Genomic DNA, 21872 nt, shown 5'->3' on the forward strand with positions numbered 1-21872 from the left:
GTTTGAATGGATGCAGGGTGATGCTTAAACCAGAACCTTGCCGTTTCGCACGAAAGGCATTTTGACGACACGCGCCTTGAGGCGCTTGCCACGGATATCGACCTCAACCGTGTCGCCGACATTAACGCCGAGTGGCACGCGGGCGAAGGCGATGGAGGCATTCATGCTGGGCGCGAAGCTGCCGCTGGTCGTCTCGCCTTCGCCCTGTGCAGTGAAGACCTGCATATGGCTACGCAAAACGCCACGGTCTTCGAGCACGATGCCGACGAGGGTCTTTTGCGCAGGCTTGGCTTCGAGTGCAGCGCGGCCGACGAAGCTGCGGTCGGTCTTCATGTCGATGGTCCAGCCCAGGCCCGATTCGATGGGGTGGGTTGTGTCGTCCATGTCGGAACCGTAGAGGTTCATGCCGGCTTCGAGCCGCAGGGTGTCGCGTGCGCCGAGGCCGATGGGCTTGACGCCCTGAGCGGCCAGCGCGTTCCACACTTCGACGGCCTTGGGTGCGGGCAGGATGATTTCGAAACCCTGTTCGCCGGTATAGCCGGTGGCGCACAGGGTGAAGTCATTCCAGATCGCGGCCTGGAAGTACTTGAGCGGTTCCGACACGGCTTGCGAGCCGGGCAGGGCGGCCCATACCTTGGTCTTCGCGTTGGGGCCCTGCACGGCGATGATGGCGTAGTCGCGGCGCGGGGTAATGGTGACGTTGCCGCCGCCCGGCATGCTGGCAGCCTGCTTGCGCATCCAGGCAACGTCCTTGTCGGCGGTGCCGGCATTGACGACGATGCGGTAGAAGTCGGGACGGAAGAAGTAGGTGATGAGGTCGTCGACGACGCCACCTTCTTCGTTGAGCATGCAGGAGTAGAGCGCCTTGCCCGGCTCGGTGAGCTTGGCCACGTCGTTGGCGAGCAGGCGGCGCAGGAAGTCGGTGGCGCCAGCACCTTCAATGTCGACCGGCAGCATGTGCGAGACGTCGAACATGCCGGCATCGGCGCGCACGATCTTGTGCTCTTCAAGCTGTGAGCCGTAGTGGATCGGCATGTCCCAGCCTGCGAAGTCGACGATCTTGGCGCCGGCGGCGAGGTGGGTGGCGTACAGCGGGGTCTGTTTGGACAAGGGTCTCTCCGGGTTGAAGCTCATTCAGAGGCCCTCTCCCCCAGCCCCTCTCCCGCCAGCGGGCGAGGGGAGCGAAGAGTGTCTCTGCGCGACAGAAATAAAAATGGGGCCGGACTCCTCGTGTGAGTGCGGCCCCCATCTGTCCTTGGTACCTGAGAGATTTGGAAGCGCAGCTTCCAGTGCCCCTTCGGTGGATGCCCTCAATGCGGCATCGCTCTCCAGATTTGATCTTCCTTGTCCGGTCCTTTTGCCTGAGCGTTCCCGGGGGGTTGCGCCTTCGGCCGTTCAGTGAAGAACCGTCTCCCGAACAAGGGGTGCACGTTACCGAAGCGTGCCTGAATACTCAAGCCGGACGTGCTGGGGCGGGTCGTCATCCGAGCGGTGAGTCCATGCAAATCAACAGCATGGCGTTGGTGAGCCCGTGTGCGGCGATAGCCCGCCCCAGGCGCGGCGGATGTCCCGCAAACCAGCCATACAGGCCGCCCGCCAGCGTGGCGAGCAAGGCGAAACGCCAGCCCCAGTGCAGATGCACCATCCCGAAAAGCAGCGCCGCGATCGTGATGGCCAGTTGTGCTCCGTTGCGCAGGCGTGCCGACAATGCCTCGGCCAGAGCGCCCTGCAGCAGGCCGCGGAACAGAGCCTCTTCGGCAACCACGGTCAGGAAGAGGTTGCCGATGAACCAGACGGGCATGAGCGGCAGCCAGCGCGGGTCGGGCGTGGCGAGGCCAAGCGTCATGGCGAGCAGTGCGATGAGGAGCGTGCCGCAGGGCAGGAGCAGGTATTCCGGTGCCGGGCGCGGCGGGGCGTTCTGGCGACGCCAGACCATGAGGAGCAGCAACCCGGCCAGGCCTTTATCGAGATGCCAGTTCAGGGGCTGCCCGTGGCGACCGAAATCTGCGGTCCACTGCAGAGGCATGAAACCGGGCCACAGGTGCAGCATCGCAGCGACGCACCAGACGATGGCGGCCAGCAGCCAAAGCCTTGCGTGGAACGGGTTTGCGGCCCGCCAGTGGAGGACGGGCAATGCGATTGCGATGCCCAGCGGCAGGGCAGCGCGCTGGTCGAACAGGGTGCCGATGCCAGCCAGCAGCATCAGTGCGCACAGTACTGCGACAGCGATGGCGCCCGGCTTGCCGGGCAAGACGAGGCGTGTCGCCATCGCGGCGAACAGGGCCACGAAACTCAGCAGGGCGGGCAGGGGCGGCAGTGCTTCCATTTCTGGCGAGCATAACAAGCGGCCCCGGCTGCTAAACTTCAGGGATGTTTGAAAACGTTGATCTGCATTGTCATTCCACGGCGTCAGATGGGCTGCTGAGCCCGACGGCGCTGGTGCAGCGTGCCGCCCGGAACGGAGTGCAACTGCTCGCGCTGACCGACCATGACGAGCTGGCTGGCCTGCCCGAGGCCCGCATCACGGCCAATGCGCTGGGTGTGCGCTTCGTCGATGGTGTGGAAGTCTCGGTGTCGTATTGCGACCAGTCCGTGCACATCGTCGGGCTGGGTATCCGCGCGACCGAACCTCGCCTCGTCGAGGGGCTGGCGCGTGTGCGGGGCGGCCGCGACAACCGCGCCCTGCGCATGGCTGACGAGTTGGCGAAAATCGGTATTCGCGGGGCCTACGAAGGCGCGCTGAAGTATGCCGGCAACCCGGCGCTGGTAGGGCGTGCGCACTTTGCGCGCTACCTCGTCGAGATCGGCATTGCGCGTGACACGGCGTCCGTGTTCGACAACTACCTCGTGCGCGGCAAGCCCGGCTTTGTCGACCACGAATGGGCCACGCTGACGGATGCGGTGGAGTGGATTCACGCCGCAGGTGGCGTTGCCGTCATCGCGCACCCGGGGCGTTATCGATTGAGCAAGGCCGAGATGGGGGCCTTGTTCGGCATGTTTGCCGATCTCGGGGGCGAAGCCGTTGAAGTCGTGACCAGCGCGCACACGCCGCAGATGACTTCGGAATACGCGACGGTTGCGCGTCGCTATGGCTTCCTCGCCTCGCGCGCGACGGACTTCCACGGCCCGGGCGAGAGCCCGCTGGATATCGGTCGTGCGCCGCCGCTGCCGCCGGATCTGAAGCCGGTCTGGGATCGCTTGGTGTAGCTGTGTCCCAGTTCTTCGAGATACACCCCGAGCATCCGCAGCTGCGCCTTGTGCGTCAGGCTGCGAGCATCCTGCGCGACGGCGGGCTGATCGCCATGCCGACCGACGCGGCTTATTCGCTGGTCGGCCATATTGGCGACGCGGCGGTGCTCGATCGCATCCGGCGGATACGTGGCGTAGATGAACGCCACCACTTCACGCTGATGTGCCGTGACTTGTCCGAGATTGCAACGTACGCACGTGTCGACAACGCCCAGTTCCGTCTGCTGAAAGCCACCACGCCGGGGGCCTACACCTTCATCCTCGAAGGCACGAAAGAAGTGCCGCGTCGCCTGCTGCACCCCAAGCGCAAGACCATCGGCCTGCGCATTCCTGATCACGCCATCGTGCTGGCGCTGCTAGAAGATCTGGGCGAACCGGTGATTTCTTCGACTTTGCTGTTGCCGGACGAAGACGTGCCGCTCAACGACGCCGAGGACATCCGCGATCGGCTGGAGCGTCAGCTTGACCTCGTGATTGATGGCGGCGCGTGCGGCATGGCGCCTACGACTGTCGTGGACCTCAGCAGCGGCGGGCCCGAGCTGATCCGCGAAGGCTGCGGCCCGCTAGGCCCGCTGGGGCTGTGACAACCGGGGCGGCCCCATCAAGTAGAATCGCCGCCTGCAAACCTTTATCCCGTACCCATTACAACATGCACGCAGAACGAGTCCTCTCCGGCATGCGCCCCACCGGGCGCCTGCACATCGGCCACTATCACGGCGCCCTGACGAACTGGGTGCGTTTGCAGCAGGACAAGGAGTGCTTCTTCTTCGTCGCCGACTGGCACGCCCTGACCACCGCTTACGATGACGTGAGCGTGATCGGCAGCAGTGTGTGGGACATGGTCATCGACTGGCTCGCCGCCGGGGTGGACCCCGAGAAGTCGACCATCTTCCTGCAGTCGCGCCTGCCGCAGCATGCCGAGCTGCATGTGCTGCTGTCGATGATCACGCCGCTGGGCTGGCTGGAGCGTGTGCCGACCTACAAGGACCAGCAGGAGAAGCTGTCGGGCAAGGACCTCGCGACCTATGGTTTCCTCGGTTATCCGTTGCTGCAGAGTGCCGACATCCTGCTCTACCAGGCCAACCACGTGCCGGTCGGCGAAGACCAGGTGCCCCACATCGAGCTGACGCGCGAAGTGGCGCGCCGCTTCAACCACATCTTTGGCCGCGAGCCGGACTTTGAAGAGAAGGCCAGGGCCGCCGCCAAGAAGCTCGGCGGCAAGCGCGACAAGCAATTCTTTGATTTGCGCACGCGTTACCAGCAGGACGGTGACAAGGCTGCTCTGGAGCAGGGCCGTGCCCTCGTTTCCGATTCGGCGAGCCTGTCGAATGCGGACCGCGAACGCCTTCTCGGCTACATCGACGGCAGCAGCAAGCGCATCCTCACCGAGCCGGGCGCGCTGCTGACCGAAGCTTCACGCGTGGTGGGTCTGGACGGCCAGAAGATGTCCAAGTCCTACGGCAACACCATCATGATGCGTGAAGAGCCCGAGGCGCTGACCAGGAAGATCAAGACCATGCCGACCGACACGCAGCGCGTGCGCCGCACCGACCCGGGCGAGCCTGAGCGTTGCCCGGTGTGGCAGTTCCACCAGGTCTATTCCACGCCCGAAACGCGCGAATGGGTGCAGGCCGGTTGCCGCTCCGCCGGCATCGGCTGCCTCGAATGCAAGCAGCCTGTCATCGACGCCATGCTTGCCGAGCAGGCGCCGATGCACGAACGCGCCTTGCAATATGTGGCCAACCCCAAGCGCGTGCGCGAGGTCGTCGAGCACGGCAACGAACGCGCGCGCGTCGTCGCCGAGCAGACCATGCAGGATGTGCGTGCGGCGATGGGGCTGGCTTACAGCTGAGGCGCTGCGGACAAGTGAGTGGCATGGCTGACACAGCAACTCCCGCCCTGGATCTGCGCTTTCACGCGAAGATCCACGGCGAGCCGCTGATGGCGCTGCCGCAGGATCTCTACATTCCGCCCGACGCGTTGGAGGTTTTTCTCGAAACCTTTGAAGGGCCGCTCGACCTGTTGCTCTACCTCGTGCGGCGCGCGAATCTCGACATCCTCGATATTCCGATGGCGCCGCTGACGGCACAGTATCTCGAGTACATCGATGCGATGCGTGCCTCCAACCTCGAGCTGGCGGGAGAGTATCTATTGATGGCGGCGATGCTGCTCGACATCAAGTCGCGCATGTTGCTGCCCAAGCCGCCTCGCGAAGACGAGACGGTGGAAGAAGATCCGCGCGCCGAGCTGGTGCGCCGGCTTGTTGAGTACGAGCAGATCAAGCGTGCTTCGCAGGTGCTTGATACCTTGCCGCGGGTCGAGCGGGATTACGAGTGGACGGCGGTGCAGATTGCAATCGCTGCAGTGGAGCGAATGCCGGACGTAAACCTCGCCGATCTTCAGAGTGCATGGCTGGGCTTGTTGCAGCGTGCGCGCCTTAATTCGCATCACCACATCGGCCGCGAAACCTTGTCCGTACGTGAGTACATGACCGAGATCCTGCGCCGCCTGCAGGGTAACGACTACGTCGAATTCACCGCCCTGTTCGACATGAGCCACGGTATCTCCAGTCTCATCGTCGGGTTTCTGGCGGTGCTGGAGCTTGTCAAGGAGCGACTGGTACAGATTACGCAGAACGCCCCGATGGAAATGCTTTACGTCCGCCTGCCCGAACATGGAACCGAGCCCGAACCCCTCGCAGCCTGAAGGAATAGCGGAGAGCGAGATTGAGGCGCCGTCTCCGGGGGAGGCGGCTACGACCGACGTCGCGCTGGCCTTGCAGGTGCTTGAAGCCGCCTTGCTGTCCGCCGACGAGCCGTTGTCCAATACCGATCTGCGCCGCCTGTTCGAGCCGGATCTCGGGGCTGAACTGATTGGCCGCTTGCTTGCCGAGCTGCAGCAGAGCTGGCAGGGGCGTTCGGTAGAACTCAAGCGCCTGGCTTCGGGCTGGCGCTTTCAGACCCGTGAAGCCCTGCAGCCTTACCTGGAGCGGCTAAGGCAGACGCGGGCGCCCCGATATTCACGTGCAGTACTGGAAACCTTGGCCATCATCGTGTATCGTCAGCCAGTCACGCGTGGCGATATTGAAGAAATTCGCGGCGTGGCCGTTTCAGCAAACATCATCAAGTTGCTCGAAACGCGCGGTTGGATCGACACCATTGGTCACCGCGATACGCCGGGACGCCCGGCCCTCTACGCAACTACCCGCAAGTTTTTGGACGACCTCGGCCTGCGCAGCCTGACTGAGCTGCCGCCTTTGTCTTCCCTTTCCGACATCGAAGGAGTTCTCGATCTTGTCGAACCCGCAGAACACGCGTCGCCCGACGCGCCGGAGCCCCCGGAAGGCAGCTGACGGGGCTGCCAGTGCCGTGCCGGAAGGCGCATCGCCGCGTCGTAATCGACGCAATGGCAACGTCGCAGAAGTTGCTCCGGCCCCCGTGCCGGACTACTCCGGTCCCGATTACGACGATGATGACTTCCCGGCGTATGGCGGCGAGCGCGCCTATGACGACGAAGAGCATGACGAGCACGAAGACGATAGCCAGCTGGCCTTCCTCGGTCGTAAGGGCGGCAATCTGCACGCCAATGCCAAGCCTGAACTGGGCGGCGGCGAACGCCGTGGTGGGCGTCCTGGTGGGCGCGGCAAGGCTTCAGGTGAGTTGCTGGAAGACGGTGAGCGCATTCAGAAGGTGCTGGCTGCAGCCGGGTATGCATCGCGCCGCGAAGTCGAGGAGTGGATCGTTGCGGGCCGTGTAAGCGTCAACGGCCTGCCCAGTTTCCTCGGCCAGAAGATCTCTCAGGGCGACCGCGTCAAAGTCAATGGCAAGCTCATCAACGTGCGCTTTGCCGAGCGCGCCCCGCGCGTGCTGATCTATCACAAGCCTGACGGCGAGATCGTCTCGAAGGACGACCCTGAAGGTCGTCCCAGTGTGTTCGATCGTTTGCCGACGTTGCGTCGCGGCCGCTGGATCGCGATAGGTCGCCTCGACTTCAATACCAGCGGCCTGCTGCTGTTCACGGACAACGGTGACCTGGCCAACAAGCTGATGCACCCGCGCTACAACTTCGATCGCGAATACGCTGTGCGTATTCTTGGCGAGCTGAACGAAGAGCAGCGCAAGACGCTGACCACGGGTATCGAGCTCGAAGATGGCCCCGCCAAGTTCAACATGGTCCGCGAAGACGGTGGCGAAGGTGCCAACAAGTGGTATCGCGTTTCCATTTCCGAAGGGCGTAACCGTGAAGTGCGCCGCATGTTCGAAGCGCTGGGCCTGACGGTCAGCCGCCTCATGCGCGTGCGCTACGGCCCGGTGGCCTTGCCGCCGCGCCTCAAGCGCGGCATGTTCGAAGACATGGTGCCCGAGATGGTCAAGGCGTTGGTTGGCAAGGAAGGCGCCCGCGCCAGCAAGCCCGGCGCGGGTAGTCCGTCTCGTCGTAGTCGTAACCGTCGTGGCGGCAAAGCGCCGGGGCCGCGCCAGGCGGCACAGCAGATCGCACCAGGAGTCGATCTGGCTAGCTTGCCAACCCAGGAGGGGGCGCCTGCTGTTGCTCCGGGCGAAGCTGGCAAACCAGCCGGGCAGCGCCGGGGCAATCGTCGGCGTGGCGGCAATCGCCGCAAGCCGAAGGCGCCAGCGCCTGCGGGCGAGATCTGAGCCGTCGGGGGCGGCGCGCGGCGCGGCAGGCGGGAGCAGGGTGAGATCGCCCGGCTTCCAGCCTTGAGCGGCCCCGTTCCCGCTAATTGTTCTGTTCGTCGCATTTACTGCGGCAGGGCAGCATGCTATAGTCTGGCGGTTGTTTCGCTCGGCACTTTCAGCTTGAGCTGGCGCGGTTTGCCAGCGGTTGAAACCGGTGCTGGCGAGTCTTTCCGGTTGCATGGGTCGTAGTTTGATCCGGGGATGGGCGTTTCGCCCATTTTTTATTTGTGTCGTCGATTCGTGAAGGCGAGTCGGTGCGGGTTCGGTGTCGATGGATCTTTTTCGCGTTGTGGATGAGGCCGTGAGCGGTCTCGGTTTCGAACTGGTTGACCTGGAAATGTCGCCCAAGGCGAGGCTGCTGCGCGTGTTTATCGATATCGAACGTGGCATTACGGTGGATGACTGCGCGACGGTAAGTCATCACCTGCAGCGTGTATTTGAAGTTGAGGGCATCGATTACGATCGCCTCGAGATTTCATCGCCCGGCCTCGATCGTCCGCTCAAGAAGGCGGGAGATTTCGAGCGCTTTGCAGGTCAGGACGTGCAGGTCCGCATCCGCTTGCCGATTGCCAACCAGCGCAATTTTGCCGGCGAGCTGCTGGGCGTGCGCGATGGCAAGGTCGTCGTGAAAACCGAAAAAGGGGAACAGGCGTTTGATCTCGTGGATATCGAGAAGGCGCGTCTGGTGCCCAAGTTTGATTGAACTTTGTTGATTCAGTGCCTGCGAGAGAGGATTAAGCAATGAGCCGCGAAGTGCTGCTGCTTGTGGATGCGTTGTCGCGTGAAAAGAACGTGGCCAAAGAGACCGTGTTCATCGCGCTGGAAATGGCTTTGGCCTCCGCCACCAAGAAGCGTATCCATGACGACGCCGATGTGCGCGTGTCGATCAACCGCGAAACAGGCGAATATGAGTCGTTCCGTCGTTGGGTCGTGATGCTGGATGCTGAAGTCGAGAATGACGAAGCACAGATGGGCATCATAGATGCGCGTGAAGAAGATCCGGAAATCCAGATCGGCGATTTCATCGAAGAACCACTGGAGCCCATCGATTTCGGTCGTATCGGTGCCCAGGCTGCCAAGCAGGTCATCCTGCAGAAGATCCGCGACGCCGAGCGCGAGCAGATCCTCAACGACTTCCTGGAGCGTGGCGAACACCTAGTGACGGGCTCGGTCAAGCGCATCGAACGTGGCAACGCCATCATCGAAGCCGGCCGCCTCGAAGCTGTCTTGCCGCGTGACCAGCAGATCCCCAAGGAGAACCTGCGGGTCGGTGACCGCGTGCGCGCCTACCTGCTGCGCATTGATCGCAACGCTCGTGGTCCGCAACTGATCCTGTCGCGCAGCGCACCCGATTTCATCTCCAAGCTCTTCGAACTCGAAGTGCCGGAAATCGAAGATGGCCTGCTGGAAATCAAGGCGGCGGCTCGCGACCCTGGTCTGCGCGCCAAGATTGCGGTGAAAGCCAATGATGCACGCATTGATCCAATTGGGACTTGCGTCGGTCTGCGCGGTTCCCGCGTTACCGCAGTGCGTAACGAGCTGGGGGGTGAGAACGTCGACATCGTGCTGTGGTCCGCTGATGCCGCACAGTTCGTGATTGGTGCTCTCGCTCCTGCCGAAGTGAGCTCTATTGTCGTGGATGAAGAGACGCACACCATGGACGTGGTGGTCGATGAAGGTAACCTCGCCATGGCCATCGGTCGTGGCGGTCAGAACGTCAAGCTGGCGTCCGAACTGACCGGTTGGAACATCAATCTGATGACCGAGAGCGCAGCCGCGGAACGCAGCGAGCAGGAACAGGGTCGCCTGCGCAGCCTGTTCTGCGAAAAGCTGGACGTCGACGAAGAGGTCGCCGACATCCTCATCGAGGAAGGCTTCTCGTCGCTGGAGGAAATTGCCTACGTGCCCATCGCCGAGATGCTGGAAATCGAAGCGTTCGATGAAGACACGGTCAACGAGTTGCGTCAGCGTGCGCGTAACGTGCTGCTGACGGAAGCCATCGTCAATGAAGAGCAACTGGAAGGCGTGGAAGAAGCGCTGCTGGTGCTTGAGGGCATGGACAAGACCCTCGCGGCCAAGCTGGCTGCACAGGGCATCAAGACACGGGATGATCTCGCCGACCTCGCGGTTGACGAGCTGGTTGAAATGGCAGGGCTCGAAGATGCCCGTGCCAAGGATCTGATTACCAAGGCGCGCGCGCACTGGTTCGAGCAAGCGGGGGAGTAAGAGTACGATGGCTGACATGAGCGTGGCGGATTTCGCCACGGAACTGAAAATGCCCGCGTCTGCGCTGCTTGAGCAGTTCCAGAAAGCGGGCGTAAGCAAGGGCGCGCCGAGCGACAGCGTCAGCGAGCAGGACAAGACGCGTCTGCTCGATTATCTGCGCCGTTCCCATGGCGAAACCGAACCCAAGGCGAAGATCACGCTGACGCGCAAGCAGACCAGCGAGATCAAGGCAGTCGATTCGACCGGGAAGGCCCGCACCGTTAACGTCGAGGTTCGCAAGAAGCGTGTTTTCATCAAGCGCGACGAGTCCGATCTCGCTGCCGAGCCCGTACCGGAACCGGTTGTTGCTGCGCCGGAGCCGATTGTCGAGGCGCCCGCGCCGATTCCAGAACCGGTCGTTGAAGTGGCCCCTCCGCCTGCGCCCGAACCGGAGCCGGTGGTGGTCGCCGAAGTAGTGCCCGAGCCAGAACCTGAACCGGTTGTGGAGTTGCCCGTGGCGGCAGCGCCTGAGCCGGTACGTGAAGAGAAGCTGACGGCGCGTCAGCTCTCTGACAGGCGTCACTCCGAGCTGCTTGCTCGTCAGGCGGCAGAATTCGAAGAGAAGAAGCAGCGAGAAGCTGCGCGCAAGCTTGCTGAAGAAGCGCGCCGTGCTGCGGAAGAAGCGCAACGCAAACAGGCGGAGCAAGCGAAGGCCGCTGCAGCAGCCAAGCCAGAAGGCAAGACCGGCACACTGCACAAACCCAACAAGACGGACGAAAAGCCCAAGAAGGCCGCTCAGCCAGATCGCAACGCCAAGGTCGAAGAGGCCAACAAGCGTCGCACGATCAAGACGCGTGGCGACACCGGCACGGGTACGGGCTGGCGTGGTGCCAAGGGCGGCGGCCGCCACAAGCACCAAGATCAGCAACCGAGCTTCAACGCCCCGACTGAGCCGGTGGTGCGCGAAGTGCACGTGCCCGAGACGATCACCGTTTCCGATCTTGCACACAAGATGTCGGTCAAGGCCACCGAAGTCATCAAGAAGATGATGATGCTGGGCCAGATGGTCACCATCAACCAGGTGCTTGACCAGGAAACCGCGATGATCGTTGTGGAAGAGTTGGGTCACACCGCGATTGCGGCCAAGCTTGATGATCCGGAAGCATTCCTGGACGAAGGCGACGAGCAGAAGGACTTCGCGCTGGAGCCGCGTGCTCCGGTTGTGACCGTCATGGGTCACGTCGACCACGGCAAGACCTCGCTGCTTGACTACATCCGTCGCGCCAAGGTGGCTGCAGGTGAAGCTGGTGGCATTACGCAGCACATCGGTGCATATCACGTCGAGACGGCCAAGGGCATGATCAGCTTCCTCGACACCCCGGGTCACGAAGCCTTTACGGCAATGCGTGCTCGTGGTGCCAAGGCAACCGACATCGTCGTGCTGGTTGTTGCAGCGGACGACGGTGTGATGCCACAGACCAAGGAAGCCATCCACCACGCGAAGGCCGCAGGCGTGCCTATCGTTGTGGCGGTCAACAAGATCGACAAACCCGAAGCCAACCCCGAGCGCGTCAAGCAGGAGCTTGTTGCCGAAGGCGTTGTGCCGGAAGAGTACGGTGGCGATGCCATGTTCATGCCCGTGTCGGCCAAGACCGGCAAGGGGATTGATGAGCTGCTGGAAGGCATCCTGTTGCAAGCAGAAGTGCTGCAGCTCACGGCTCCCAAGGAGGCACCCGCAAAGGGCCTCATCATCGAAGCGCGTCTGGACAAGGGGCGCGGTGCGGTGGCAACCATGCTGGTGCAGAGCGGGACCTTGCGTCGCGGTGACGTGATCCTCGCTGGTGCGACCTTCGGTCGAATCCGCGCCATGCTCGACGAGAATGGCAAGAACATCAACGAGGCCGGCCCTTCGATTCCGGTCGAGATTCTTGGCTTGTCCGACGTCCCCGCTGCCGGTGACGAGGTCATGGCATTGGCCGATGAGCGCCGTGCGCGCGAAATCGCCCTGTTCCGCCAAGGCAAGTTCCGCGACGTCAAACTCGCCAAGCAGCAAGCTGCCAAGCTCGAATCGTTGATGGACCAGATGAAGGAAGGCGAAGTCAAGACGCTGCCCCTCATCGTCAAGGCCGACGTGCAGGGTTCGCAGGAAGCTTTGGTGGCTGCGCTTACCAAGCTCTCCAACGAAGAGGTTCGCGTGCAGGTCATCCACGGTGCGGTGGGCGCGATTTCCGAGTCGGACGTCAACCTTGCACAGGCCTCCAAGGCCGTCATCGTTGGTTTCAACATCCGTGCTGATGCCGGTGCGCGCAAGCTGGCCGAGAACTACGGTGTCGACATTCGCTACTACAACATCATCTATGACGCTGTCGATGAGGTGAAGGCTGCGCTGTCGGGCATGCTGGCGCCTGAGAAGCGTGAGCAGGTCACGGGGATGGTCGAGATCCGTCAGGTCTTCGTTATCTCGAAGATCGGCACCATCGCGGGTTGTTACGTGCTGGAAGGCGTCGTCAAGCGCAATTCGCGTGTCCGTGTTCTGCGCAGTAACGTGGTCATCCACGATGGCGAACTGGACTCGCTGAAGCGCTTCAAGGACGACGTGAAGGAAGTGAAGTCGAACTTCGAGTGCGGTCTGTCGATCAAGGGCTTCAACGACATCGCTGAAGGAGACCAGCTGGAAGTGTACGAAATCCAGGAAGTTGCACGTACGCTGTAAGCAGCATCGACGTTTTGATGTGATGACAACGGGCCGTGTGGCCCGTTGTTGTTTTGAACTGCAGAAAGGGCACTGACATGCCAAAAGACTATTCCCGCAGCTCGCGCGTTGTCGAACAGATCAAGCGCGAGCTGGCCGAACTCATCCGTCTCGAAGTGAAGGACCCTCGCGTTGGTTTCATTACCATCACCGACGTCGAGATCACGCCGGACTACGCGCATGCCAAGGTCTTCTTCTCTTCGTTCAAGGGTAAGGATGCGGCAGACGAGGCAATCAGGGGGCTGCGCAGTGCCAGTGCGTTCCTGCGCCGTGAACTCGGTCGTCGGGTGCGCATCCACACTACGCCTGAGTTGCACTTTCACTACGATAACTCCATCGAGGAGGGCACGCGTCTTTCGGCCATCATCGACAAGGCAATGGAAGACACCGCACCAGCAGATGATGAGGCTGGCAACGCTGCAGAGGACGACAAGTCGGTATGAACGAGCAGCGACCGCGCAAAGTCTGGCGGCAGGTGCATGGTGTGCTGCTGCTCGACAAACCGGATGGTATGACTTCCAACACAGCCTTGCAGAAAGCACGTCGTGCCTGCTCTGCGGCCAAAGCAGGCCACACGGGTACGCTGGATCCCATGGCAACAGGCCTGCTGCCGGTGTTGTTCGGCGAAGCGACCAAGTTCTCGCACATGCTGCTTGATGCAGACAAAACCTATCGCGCCACCTTGCGTCTGGGGAGTACGACCACGACGGGGGATCGTGAAGGCGAAGTGATTGTCGAGCGCGATGTGTCGTGCTGCGAAGCCGATGTGCGTGCTGCCGCCGCGAGTTTTCTGGGTGAGATCGAGCAGGTGCCGCCGATGTATTCGGCGCTCAAGCATGAAGGAAAAGCGCTCTACGACTACGCGCGACAAGGTATTGAAATCGAGCGCAAATCGCGCCGCATCACCATCTTCGAACTGGAGGTGGAATCTGTCGCCTTGCCTGATGTAACGATCCGGGTTCGGTGCAGCAAGGGCACCTACATTCGCACGCTGGCTGAAGACATCGGCAATACGCTTGGTTGCGGGGCGCATCTTGTTGCCTTGCGTCGCATTGCAACCGGCGACCTGATGCTGGAGCATGCGATCAGCCTTGCCGAGCTGGAAGCGCTCGATGAGCCGCTACGTGAGACACGCCTCTTGCCTCCGGACAGTCTGCTGGCGCATTTACCCGTAGTGCAGCTTATGGGTGAAATGGAGCAGCGTTTCTCGCACGGTAATCCGGTGCGCATGGAGCAAGGAGGCGTCCCACACGGTGAGGTTCGCGTCTATGGGCAGCACTTCATGGGTCTCGGCAGGATCCGGGAAGACGACACGTTACGTGCAGTGCGTCTCGTCGCGTGGCATGGCGGGCCGGATGTCGTTGCCTGACGCCAGCGTTTGCTGAGGTCTGTGGAAGGTCACCTCAATGTGGCGAGATGGCCGGTATCGTTCAGACTGTATTCCTTGAGGTGACCATCTTCGTCGAAGTGGAAACGGTTTATACAGCAGTTCTCCTGCTTGAAGCTCGTCCACTCTGATACTGGGCGGTGCAGGAGTTGCAGCGCAAGTGCGCGGTTGATGCCTTCGTGTGCGGCGATCAACACGCTACGAAAAGGGCGTGCGTGCAGGTCGGCGAGAAAGTTCGCGCAGCGTTGCCAGACGTCGCCAATCGTTTCTCCACCGGGCGGGCGATAGACCCAGCGCAGCTCACCGCTGGCGGCCAGGGCGTCCTGATAGACCTGCACGAGTTGGTCTTCAAAGAGTCCGAATGATCGTTCCTGCAGGCGTTGATCGATCTCTACGGACACGATCCTGTTCCGGGCAATCGCATTTGCGGTGCAGAGCGCACGTTGCAAGGGACTACTGATAACCTGATCGAATATGTTGTCGCGCAAGGCTTCTGCCAGCGCGTTTGCCTGCAGTGAGCCGAGTTCACTTAGCGCAATGTCGCGGCGGCCCTGCAGGAGTTTTGCCGCGTTGCTGGCGGTCTGGCCATGGCGGACTATGGTGATCTGGCGCATCGTGGTTGAAGATGGATGTCAGCGAATGGATGGCGGAGTCGAGCAATCGGACTGTTATATCAGGCTCCCTGATCCTTACTGCTCATGCTGATCTTCACGAGGTCCACTACATTGCTGATTCCCAGCTTGCTCATCAAACGCGTCTTATGGACCTCGACAGTTCGTACGCTGATGTCGAGCTTCTCAGCAATCTCGCGGTTGTGCCGGCCACTCACTACGTGCTGCATGACCTCACGTTCGCGTGGCGTCAGCTTGCCCAGTTCCTGTTGGCTACGCGCTCTTTCTGACAGCGCGTTACGGTGCTTGGTCTCACGCGCAAAGGCTTCGTTGATAGCTGCAATCAGGGCCTCGTCGTCAATGGGCTTCTCGAAGAAGTCATGGGCATTCGCTTTGAATGCTTGACGCGCGACGCTGGCATCACCGTGCCCCGTGATGACAATGATGGGTAACAGGCACTCCAGTTCGTTGAGGTGTGTTTGCAAGGCCAAGCCATCCATGCCTGGCATACGCAGGTCGATCAGCAGGCAGCCGGTCCAGCTCGATTTCCAGGCCTGCAGAAAGCCTTCTGCGCTGGCAAAAACCGCTGTGCGATAACCGCGCACTGCAAGCAGCAGACTCAGTGCGTCGCGTACCGAGGGATCGTCGTCGACGATGAAAACAGTCAACTCATGCGGTGACATGCGCGGTTTTCTCCGTGAATGGCAGTTCGAACGTGAATACGCCTTGTTTCCCTATCTCGGCCCACAGTTTGCCGCCATGAGTTTCGACAATGGCCTTACTGATGACCAGTCCCAGGCCCAGACCGCTAGACTTTGATGATACGAAAGGCTCGAAGAGTTTGCCTGCAATGGAGGCCGATACCCCCGGCCCGTTGTCACGTACGGTGATGCGTAGCCGGCCACCGGCCAGCACCCGCGCTGTCACCTCGATCAAACCGCGTATGCCTTGCTGCGATGAGATGGCATCGCTCGCGTTGGCGATCAGATTGCGCAGAACGAAGCCGATCTGCATGCGGTCGATCTGTGCGATGGCAGCGTCCGGCACATCAAGCACCATCTGTATTCCTTGCGCTGCCAGTTTTGCTTCGAAAGGTTCGATGGCTTCCTTCAACATTTCGTCAACCTCAACGATCTCCAGCTTCAGCGTGCCAGCCCGGAAAAACTCCTTGAGCCGTCGCACCACTTCGGCAGCGCGGGTCGATTCCGCGGCGAGGCGACGAATCGTATCTTGTAGCAGTTCGCCTGTCTGACCATTGTCGAGCAGATACTCGCAAGCCTTACCGTAAGCGGCGATTGCGGTGATGGGCTGGTTCAGCTCGTGTGCCAGCGCTGTGGCCATGTCGCCAGCAGCGGCGAGACGCAGCGAGCGTTTCATGTCCTCTTCCGCACGGCGCAGTTCATCTACCACCATGCCTAGAAAGAAGCCAACCAGCGCCAGTGCTGCGTCCAGCAGCTGGAACTCGATTACCGAATGCACGCCGCTGCGTCCCCACTCGGCGCCAATGATCACGCCAACCTGCATCAGCGTCGCCGCGCTGATAGCGCCGATGAATCCGTGCCGCGCAGCAGCCCACACCAGCGGCGGGAACAGGAAGTAAAAGTGACTGGATTTGGGGTGAAACGGCGGCAGGAAAACCAGAATCAGCATCAGCACCGACAGCAAGCCGTACCCCAATGCTTCCCATTGCAGCAGTGTGTCGCGTATGCGTTGGCGGCCCTCCCGACTTGACAGTGTCCAGATGATGGGCATCGCAACAATCAGACCGACCAGATCGCCGACAAGGAATTTGGCGAGAGCCGACAGCCATTCTCCGTCCGGAATCAAGCCGGTCAGGTCAAGAAACAGCAGATAGCCAAGGCTGTTGAATGTCGAACCAACGACGATGACGCCCAGCCATACCAGCAAGTCACGCCGGTTATTGAACAGAGCAATGTTGCAGAAACGTCGCAGAGCCGTTCCCATCGCGCCGTAGCCGGCAACCAGCCAGCATGACAAAGCGATAGTCACGATCCAGCCTTCCGGTAGCCCGCGTGTCACCCACTCGCTGAGCATCAGCGCCAGGAACCAGAAGGGGGCGATGCTGCCGCCGCGATGCAGCCAGAACACGATGCCCAGCGCAGGTGCCGGATTCCAGGGGGTGATGTTGAGGCCGAACAGCGGTTCGATATAGCTCAGGCGATCCAGCGCAACATAGGTTGCGACAAAGAGCAGCGACGGCAGGTGGCGGCGGGAAAATGCGTGCATGAGCGAATGGTGCGGGATGTCTGTCTGGCTGCCAACCCGGAACGCACGTACGGGAGGTGCTTAGTTCTGTTCGTCGGATCGGCAAACAGCCCTGCGATCAATGACTTGTGTTCGAACACCGGCTGAAGTGGTGGCTGGGACCAACTTAAGGGAGGCCGCGAATTTTGCAGTCGGCCTGTCTTCCGTAGGATCAGTGCAGCGTTGAGCTAGCCGCCGCGCCGCATTCCAACAGGCCCTGTGATGACCGATCCGATACAGACCCTCCGTATTGAAGCCTCCATCGACGCAGTCAATGGTCGTGAGTCAGCTGCTCGGGGGAGCTGCCTCATACCCATGCGCCACCTGCTCGTACCTATCGCATCGCTGGAAGAGGTCGACAGCGCAGTGCGCTACGCCCGCTTGCTGGCCGAACGCCACATCACCGTCCGCATCACCTTGTTGAGCATCGAGCCGGAAACCTCCGGGGCGCTGGCGAGCTCCGGTAGCTCGATCGCGGTGAATGCTTGCGACCTTTCCAGCATCACCTTGCAGGCCGCAGTTGCGCGCGTGCTGGCCGCTGACGTCCCGTGTTGCCTGCTGATCCGCAGTGGTGAACGGGTGTTCACCATCCTCGACGTCGCTGAGCAGCTCAACTGCCAGGAGATCGTGGTGTCTGCGGCAAAGCCTGCATTCATTCTTGGCGCCATGTCCAGTGGTTGCCTGGATCGTCTGCTGCGCGCGCAACGCAGTATCCCTGTGATCCTCATCGAGAGTACCGGCGCTGCCGGCCCCGGACCAGCCAGCCCCGCCTCGCCTGAAGCGGGGTACGCGCCGAAGCTCGATGACGGCGACGAGGCGTCCATCCCCACCGCGCGGGTGTCCCCCTTTCCGCGCTGGTTGGTCTCACTGCGCAACTGGTCTTTCCCTCGCTGCTCACGCAATGCTGTCGCGGCCCTGGAGCGCTCATGAACTGGAGAGAGGTAGCAACAAAAGGCACCGGCGTACCGGGTGATGTCGGCCCGGTACGCAAGAGTGTCGTTGCGGCCATCGTGCCTGCTGAATGGATTGCATGACGAGCCGTATCGCTTCAATTAAACAGATACGCCTCCAGGCGTACGTACATGACGAGGAGACCGAAGTGTTCAGCATCACCATGAACGCTGTTCTTGGTCGCATCCAGCAGTGGGAGCAGCTGGTCCGACCGCGAGAGCAATTGGCACGGCGCAAGGACGCGCCCTGGAAGCGTAGCTATCAACCCGTGGTGGCAAATCTTTTACGTGAGCTCTCGCCGCGTAACGTGCTTGACGTGCCGAGCGGAGAGGGGTGGCTGAGACCGGAGCTGGACGACTGTTGCGTCCTCGACGGCATCGACCTGTATGCCGAGCGACCTGCGGGCTATCGCAGTTTCACGCGTCACAATCTCGATGACGGCCTGCCCGAGTCCTTGGGCCGCTATGAGGCCATCGTCAGTTGCGAAGGCATTGAGCATTTCGGCAACCCCGAGCTGTTCCTCCGCACCGCCCGTCGTCATCTGGTGCCGGGTGGCATGCTCGTCGTCAGCACCCCCAATACCTGGCATCCCGCTGCACGCCTGCAGTACCTGTTGCGTGGCTTCTTTCCCAGCTTTCCGTGCCTGGTCGGGCGCGTGCAGAGTGGTGATCACATGCATATCATGCCGTGGTCATTCCCGCAGCTATACCTGTACCTGCATCTCGCGGGTTTCAGAAATATCCGCCTGCACGGCATGCCTGAGCGAAAGCCCAAACATCTCTTCGAGTGGCTGTTCGGTTTGCCACAGGCACTCTATTGTCGTCACAAGTATCGTCGCGCGACGTCGCCGGTGCAGCGTGCCTTCTGGCGCCAGGCCGGGTCACGTCAATCAGTATTCGGGCGACGCCTGCTCGTTACGGCGACAGCCTGAGCGGAGTGGCGCTACGCATGCCCAGTCTTTCACGCCGACTTTTGCGTCTGACACGATCCGCAAAAGCTTCAATCGCCGCAGCATTGAATACTTCGCGCGGGTTCTCGCTAACGATCTTTTTCTGGATGGGCCTGCAGATCATGGCGCTGCTTGCCGTCAGTCTGTGGCTCAGCCCGCCGGAGTCCAAGCCGCTGCGCGCGCAGGTGTTCGAGAGGTTCGAAGCCGGTGCAGCACTTGAGCGGGCGTTGTTCGTCGTGTCTCTCCGAGTCTGCAATTTCAGTCTTCGCATCAGCATCAGTCCCGGCACGGCGGCATATAGTGCTGCGCATGAGGCAATTCCTGCGTTGGGCCGGCACATGCCGGTTATGCGCGCGGCCTCGGTGCCTGCATCGAAGCCCTCGATGATCAGCTTGCGGTTCCGCATCGACGCGGTGGATGCTGCGGGCGAACATAGCTTGACGGACCAGACAGTCAAACCCTGGCGCGCGACATCCGGTGACAAGAATCACATCGTTCTGCGCATGGGCGCTGTGGAGCTTCAGCCCGGCTACTACCGTCTCAGTGTCACGGTGCTCGACGCATCGTCCGCGTTGGCCACGACACGCGCCAGCCTTGAAGCCAGTTGGGAGCCCGGTTCGGCACTCAAGAGCCAGCAACGCATGCCAGACAGCATCGCCGCGCTGCTGCCTTTGCTGGAGCAGGACCACATTCTCGATATGGTCATCGAACAAGACTTGCTACAACAATTCACGCTGCAGCGCGTCTCGCCACAGCACAGTATGGACAGGGGGGTGTGGCGCACCGATTCCTATCTCATTCCGCGCGGCAGCGGCGTCCTCAGCGCCTGCGATTATCAGGCGCGCATTCATCGCGATACCGGCAACTTCTGGATCATCCGTCGTTGCGATGGCCAGTCCGCCACCGCCTACCAGGGAGCGCTCACTGGATGGCAGGCTCCAGTCATGGCGCAGCGTCCCTTGCTCCGGTTCTAAGCGCGCAGGTCGCGCATCGTCTGCTGCCTTGTTCCTGTTTTCAGTGAGCGAGGTCTTGAAAGGAGACTTCGGTCTCCTTCTTTTTCGGGGTTGTCAGGCAGGCATTCAGGTGCTGCCTGAGTTCAAGCCGCGATCTGTCAATGAGAGCTGCCTCAAGAACTGCCGCTTGAGCTGGTAGAGCTGGGCGGGGCGATGGGCCTTGCCACTTTCCATGGCGCCGGCAATCGGCTCCAGAATGTCGAGCTCCTCCATCTTGCGGCGAAAGCTGACCTTGTTGATGGGCTCGCCAAGGATCGTCTCGTATACCGCTTGCAACTGCGGCAGGGTGAATTGCTCACCACAAAGATGAACGGGCAGGGACGAATACGTGCTCTTTGCCCTCACCCGCTCGACAGCCATGCGTACGATATCGGCATGGTCAAAGGGTAGTCCCTTCACACGTTCTACCGGTGTCAGGATGCCGCCGCTCGCACCGATACCGGTCAGCGCTATCGCCGGAACCAGGGCGTAGTAAGCGATTGATACCGACCAGCCGCGCGGATCCCGTCCCCGACCTGAGAAGCAGGCGAGTTGCTCAAGATAGGGGCTGGCGATGCCAGTTTTATCCCGCAACATGCGCGCTGCAGCGTCTTGCGCGTCCTGGTCTTCCTGTTCGTGGATGAACCCGCCGGGTAGCGCCAGTGTGTTCTTGAAGGGTTCCTTGTCGCGCTGGAAAAGCGCCACTTTCAAAGCGTTGCCTTCCAGGGTCAGCAGAACGACATCGACAGTGCAGATAATGGCGGGCATGCGTGGTCAGGGCGGATGGCGGGGACGGACTGTTAGTATGCTATCTCAACGAAGTAGATCCTGCTAATTGCTGTATATAAAAACATCTAACACAATGTTAGATGCAAACATATACTAACAACCAAGGACGAGCTGTCCTTGCTCTCGAATCGAAGAGGAAGCCATGAACAAGATCAAGAACCATCTCGTGATCATCGATCCGCAAAACGATTTCTGTGATCTGCCCGATAATTACTGCCCTGATCGTGCCGGAGACAAGACCCGGCCAGCGCTGCCCGTTGCCGGCGCACATGCTGACATGCTGCGTGTCGCGGCACTGATTCGGCAGGCCGGTGCTGCGCTCACCGACATTTCCGTGACACTGGACTCTCACCAGCACCTGGATATCGCTCATCCGACCTTCTGGATGGGTGGTGACGGCTCGCCAGTGTCGCCTTTTACCGCCATTGCGGCGAGTGATGTTCGTGCGGGCACATACGTTCCGAAGCAGGCCGACGCATTGCCGCGTGTGCTGGACTATCTCGACGCGTTGGAGAAGGCTGGGCGTTACACCCACATGGTGTGGCCGGTGCATTGTGAAATCGGCACCTGGGGCCACAACGTTCATGACGATGTGCGGATGGCCTACAACGCCTGGGAAGAGGCCCGACTGGGAATCGTCAGCAAGGTTGTGAAGGGCACGAACCCCTGGACCGAGCACTACAGCGCCATCAAGGCCGAAGTGCCGGATCCGGACGATGCCGATACGCAACTCAACGCCGGATTTCTGGCGCGGCTGAAGCAAGCGGATCGCATCTACATTACCGGCGAAGCGGCTAGCCACTGTGTCAAGGCCACGACTGAGCACATCGTCGAGAATTTTGGATCGGCAGAAGTGGGCAAGCTGCTGATCGTCACCGATTGCATGAGTGCCGTGCCGGGCTTCGAGTCGCAGTACGATGCCTTCCTCGATGACATGCGGGGCAGGGGAGCGCGTCTTGCGACGTCGGCCGAAGTGATCGCAGAGCTGAATGCAGCCTGATCAGGAATCAAGACAAGGTATTGGAGAT

21 protein-coding genes and 1 riboswitch are annotated in these 21872 nt (G+C 61.3%); of the genes, 15 read left to right on the top strand and 6 right to left on the bottom strand.

From position 1 onward, the window contains the following. Nucleotides 1-24 precede the first annotated feature (24 nt). Together gcvT and ABEA02_RS05685 are read right to left on the bottom strand one after the other, a co-directional pair. Nucleotides 25-1110, bottom strand: a complete 1086-nt coding sequence (gene gcvT / locus ABEA02_RS05680; RefSeq protein WP_345531893.1) for a glycine cleavage system aminomethyltransferase GcvT — start codon at nucleotides 1108-1110, stop codon at nucleotides 25-27. 229 nt (nucleotides 1111-1339) lie between these two features. Continuing rightward, nucleotides 1340-1426: riboswitch (glycine riboswitch) on the bottom strand. A gap of 54 nt (nucleotides 1427-1480) precedes the next feature. Next, nucleotides 1481-2326 (bottom strand): CPBP family intramembrane glutamic endopeptidase, encoded by an 846-nt coding sequence (locus ABEA02_RS05685; protein WP_345531894.1) that lies wholly within the window; start codon nucleotides 2324-2326, stop codon nucleotides 1481-1483. A 44-nt stretch (nucleotides 2327-2370) separates the two neighbouring features. On the opposite strand from ABEA02_RS05685, the gene ABEA02_RS05690 reads away from it, so the two are divergent. From ABEA02_RS05690 to truB, 11 genes are all read left to right on the top strand, one after another. After that, on the top strand, nucleotides 2371-3207 hold the full coding sequence (locus tag ABEA02_RS05690) for a 3',5'-nucleoside bisphosphate phosphatase (protein ID WP_345531895.1): 837 nt from the start codon (nucleotides 2371-2373) through the stop codon (nucleotides 3205-3207). A 2-nt stretch (nucleotides 3208-3209) separates the two neighbouring features. Continuing rightward, complete coding sequence (locus tag ABEA02_RS05695) at nucleotides 3210-3833, top strand: L-threonylcarbamoyladenylate synthase (protein WP_345531896.1); 624 nt, start codon at nucleotides 3210-3212, stop codon at nucleotides 3831-3833. A 65-nt stretch (nucleotides 3834-3898) separates the two neighbouring features. Then, the gene (locus ABEA02_RS05700) at nucleotides 3899-5101 is read left to right on the top strand and encodes a tryptophan--tRNA ligase (RefSeq protein ID WP_345531897.1); all 1203 of its coding nucleotides are present in this window, start codon (nucleotides 3899-3901) and stop codon (nucleotides 5099-5101) included. A 23-nt stretch (nucleotides 5102-5124) separates the two neighbouring features. Then, nucleotides 5125-5955, top strand: coding sequence for a segregation and condensation protein A (locus ABEA02_RS05705; protein ID WP_345531898.1), 831 nt, complete (start codon nucleotides 5125-5127; stop codon nucleotides 5953-5955). Between the two features lie 70 nt (nucleotides 5956-6025). Then, nucleotides 6026-6601, top strand: coding sequence for an SMC-Scp complex subunit ScpB (gene scpB, locus ABEA02_RS05710; protein ID WP_345531899.1), 576 nt, complete (start codon nucleotides 6026-6028; stop codon nucleotides 6599-6601). Next, the gene (rluB, locus tag ABEA02_RS05715) at nucleotides 6543-7901 is read left to right on the top strand and encodes a 23S rRNA pseudouridine(2605) synthase RluB (protein ID WP_345531900.1); all 1359 of its coding nucleotides are present in this window, start codon (nucleotides 6543-6545) and stop codon (nucleotides 7899-7901) included. The genes scpB and rluB overlap by 59 nt, the downstream gene beginning before the upstream one ends. Nucleotides 7902-8214: 313 nt before the next feature. After that, a complete protein-coding gene (rimP, locus tag ABEA02_RS05720) occupies nucleotides 8215-8646 on the top strand; it encodes a ribosome maturation factor RimP (protein WP_345531901.1) in 432 nt (143 codons plus the stop codon). A 38-nt stretch (nucleotides 8647-8684) separates the two neighbouring features. Next, the gene (nusA, locus tag ABEA02_RS05725; protein ID WP_345531902.1) at nucleotides 8685-10169 is read left to right on the top strand and encodes a transcription termination factor NusA; all 1485 of its coding nucleotides are present in this window, start codon (nucleotides 8685-8687) and stop codon (nucleotides 10167-10169) included. Between the two features lie 7 nt (nucleotides 10170-10176). Next, nucleotides 10177-12861, top strand: a complete 2685-nt coding sequence (infB, locus tag ABEA02_RS05730) for a translation initiation factor IF-2 (protein WP_345531903.1) — start codon at nucleotides 10177-10179, stop codon at nucleotides 12859-12861. Nucleotides 12862-12938: 77 nt separating this feature from the next. After that, nucleotides 12939-13343 (top strand): 30S ribosome-binding factor RbfA, encoded by a 405-nt coding sequence (gene rbfA, locus ABEA02_RS05735; protein WP_345531904.1) that lies wholly within the window; start codon nucleotides 12939-12941, stop codon nucleotides 13341-13343. Next, nucleotides 13340-14269 (top strand): tRNA pseudouridine(55) synthase TruB, encoded by a 930-nt coding sequence (truB, locus tag ABEA02_RS05740; RefSeq protein ID WP_345531905.1) that lies wholly within the window; start codon nucleotides 13340-13342, stop codon nucleotides 14267-14269. Before rbfA ends, truB begins: the two co-directional genes overlap by 4 nt. Before the next feature lie 29 nt (nucleotides 14270-14298). On the opposite strand, the gene ABEA02_RS05745 is transcribed toward truB, so the two are convergent. Genes ABEA02_RS05745 through ABEA02_RS05755 form a run of 3 tightly spaced genes read right to left on the bottom strand, consistent with a single transcriptional unit; the run spans nucleotide 14299 to nucleotide 17145 of the window. Beyond that, the gene (locus tag ABEA02_RS05745; protein ID WP_345531906.1) at nucleotides 14299-14901 is read right to left on the bottom strand and encodes a histidine phosphatase family protein; all 603 of its coding nucleotides are present in this window, start codon (nucleotides 14899-14901) and stop codon (nucleotides 14299-14301) included. A gap of 59 nt (nucleotides 14902-14960) precedes the next feature. Next, nucleotides 14961-15581: a response regulator transcription factor gene (locus ABEA02_RS05750; RefSeq protein ID WP_345531907.1), complete on the bottom strand. Its 621-nt coding sequence runs from the start codon at nucleotides 15579-15581 to the stop codon at nucleotides 14961-14963. Continuing rightward, nucleotides 15568-17145, bottom strand: coding sequence for an ATP-binding protein (locus tag ABEA02_RS05755; RefSeq protein ID WP_345531908.1), 1578 nt, complete (start codon nucleotides 17143-17145; stop codon nucleotides 15568-15570). Before ABEA02_RS05755 ends, ABEA02_RS05750 begins: the two co-directional genes overlap by 14 nt. Before the next feature lie 333 nt (nucleotides 17146-17478). Between ABEA02_RS05755 and ABEA02_RS05760 the strand changes: the two genes are divergently transcribed. From ABEA02_RS05760 to ABEA02_RS05770, 3 genes are all read left to right on the top strand, one after another. Beyond that, nucleotides 17479-18093 (top strand): universal stress protein, encoded by a 615-nt coding sequence (locus ABEA02_RS05760; protein WP_345531909.1) that lies wholly within the window; start codon nucleotides 17479-17481, stop codon nucleotides 18091-18093. Nucleotides 18094-18193: 100 nt separating this feature from the next. Next, nucleotides 18194-19045: a class I SAM-dependent methyltransferase gene (locus ABEA02_RS05765; RefSeq protein ID WP_345531911.1), complete on the top strand. Its 852-nt coding sequence runs from the start codon at nucleotides 18194-18196 to the stop codon at nucleotides 19043-19045. A 125-nt stretch (nucleotides 19046-19170) separates the two neighbouring features. Beyond that, entirely contained in the window at nucleotides 19171-20037 is an 867-nt protein-coding gene (locus ABEA02_RS05770) for a hypothetical protein (RefSeq protein WP_345531913.1), read from the top strand. 105 nt (nucleotides 20038-20142) lie between these two features. Here the strand turns inward: ABEA02_RS05770 and ABEA02_RS05775 are convergent, their stop codons facing one another. Further along, complete coding sequence (locus tag ABEA02_RS05775; RefSeq protein ID WP_345531914.1) at nucleotides 20143-20823, bottom strand: NUDIX hydrolase; 681 nt, start codon at nucleotides 20821-20823, stop codon at nucleotides 20143-20145. A 163-nt stretch (nucleotides 20824-20986) separates the two neighbouring features. Between ABEA02_RS05775 and ABEA02_RS05780 the strand changes: the two genes are divergently transcribed. Further along, nucleotides 20987-21844 (top strand): cysteine hydrolase family protein, encoded by an 858-nt coding sequence (locus ABEA02_RS05780; protein WP_345531915.1) that lies wholly within the window; start codon nucleotides 20987-20989, stop codon nucleotides 21842-21844. Nucleotides 21845-21872 lie beyond the last annotated feature (28 nt).

This window comes from Viridibacterium curvum, from assembly GCF_039544165.1.
In the GTDB taxonomy this organism is placed as follows: Bacteria; Pseudomonadota; Gammaproteobacteria; order Burkholderiales; family Rhodocyclaceae; genus Viridibacterium; species Viridibacterium curvum.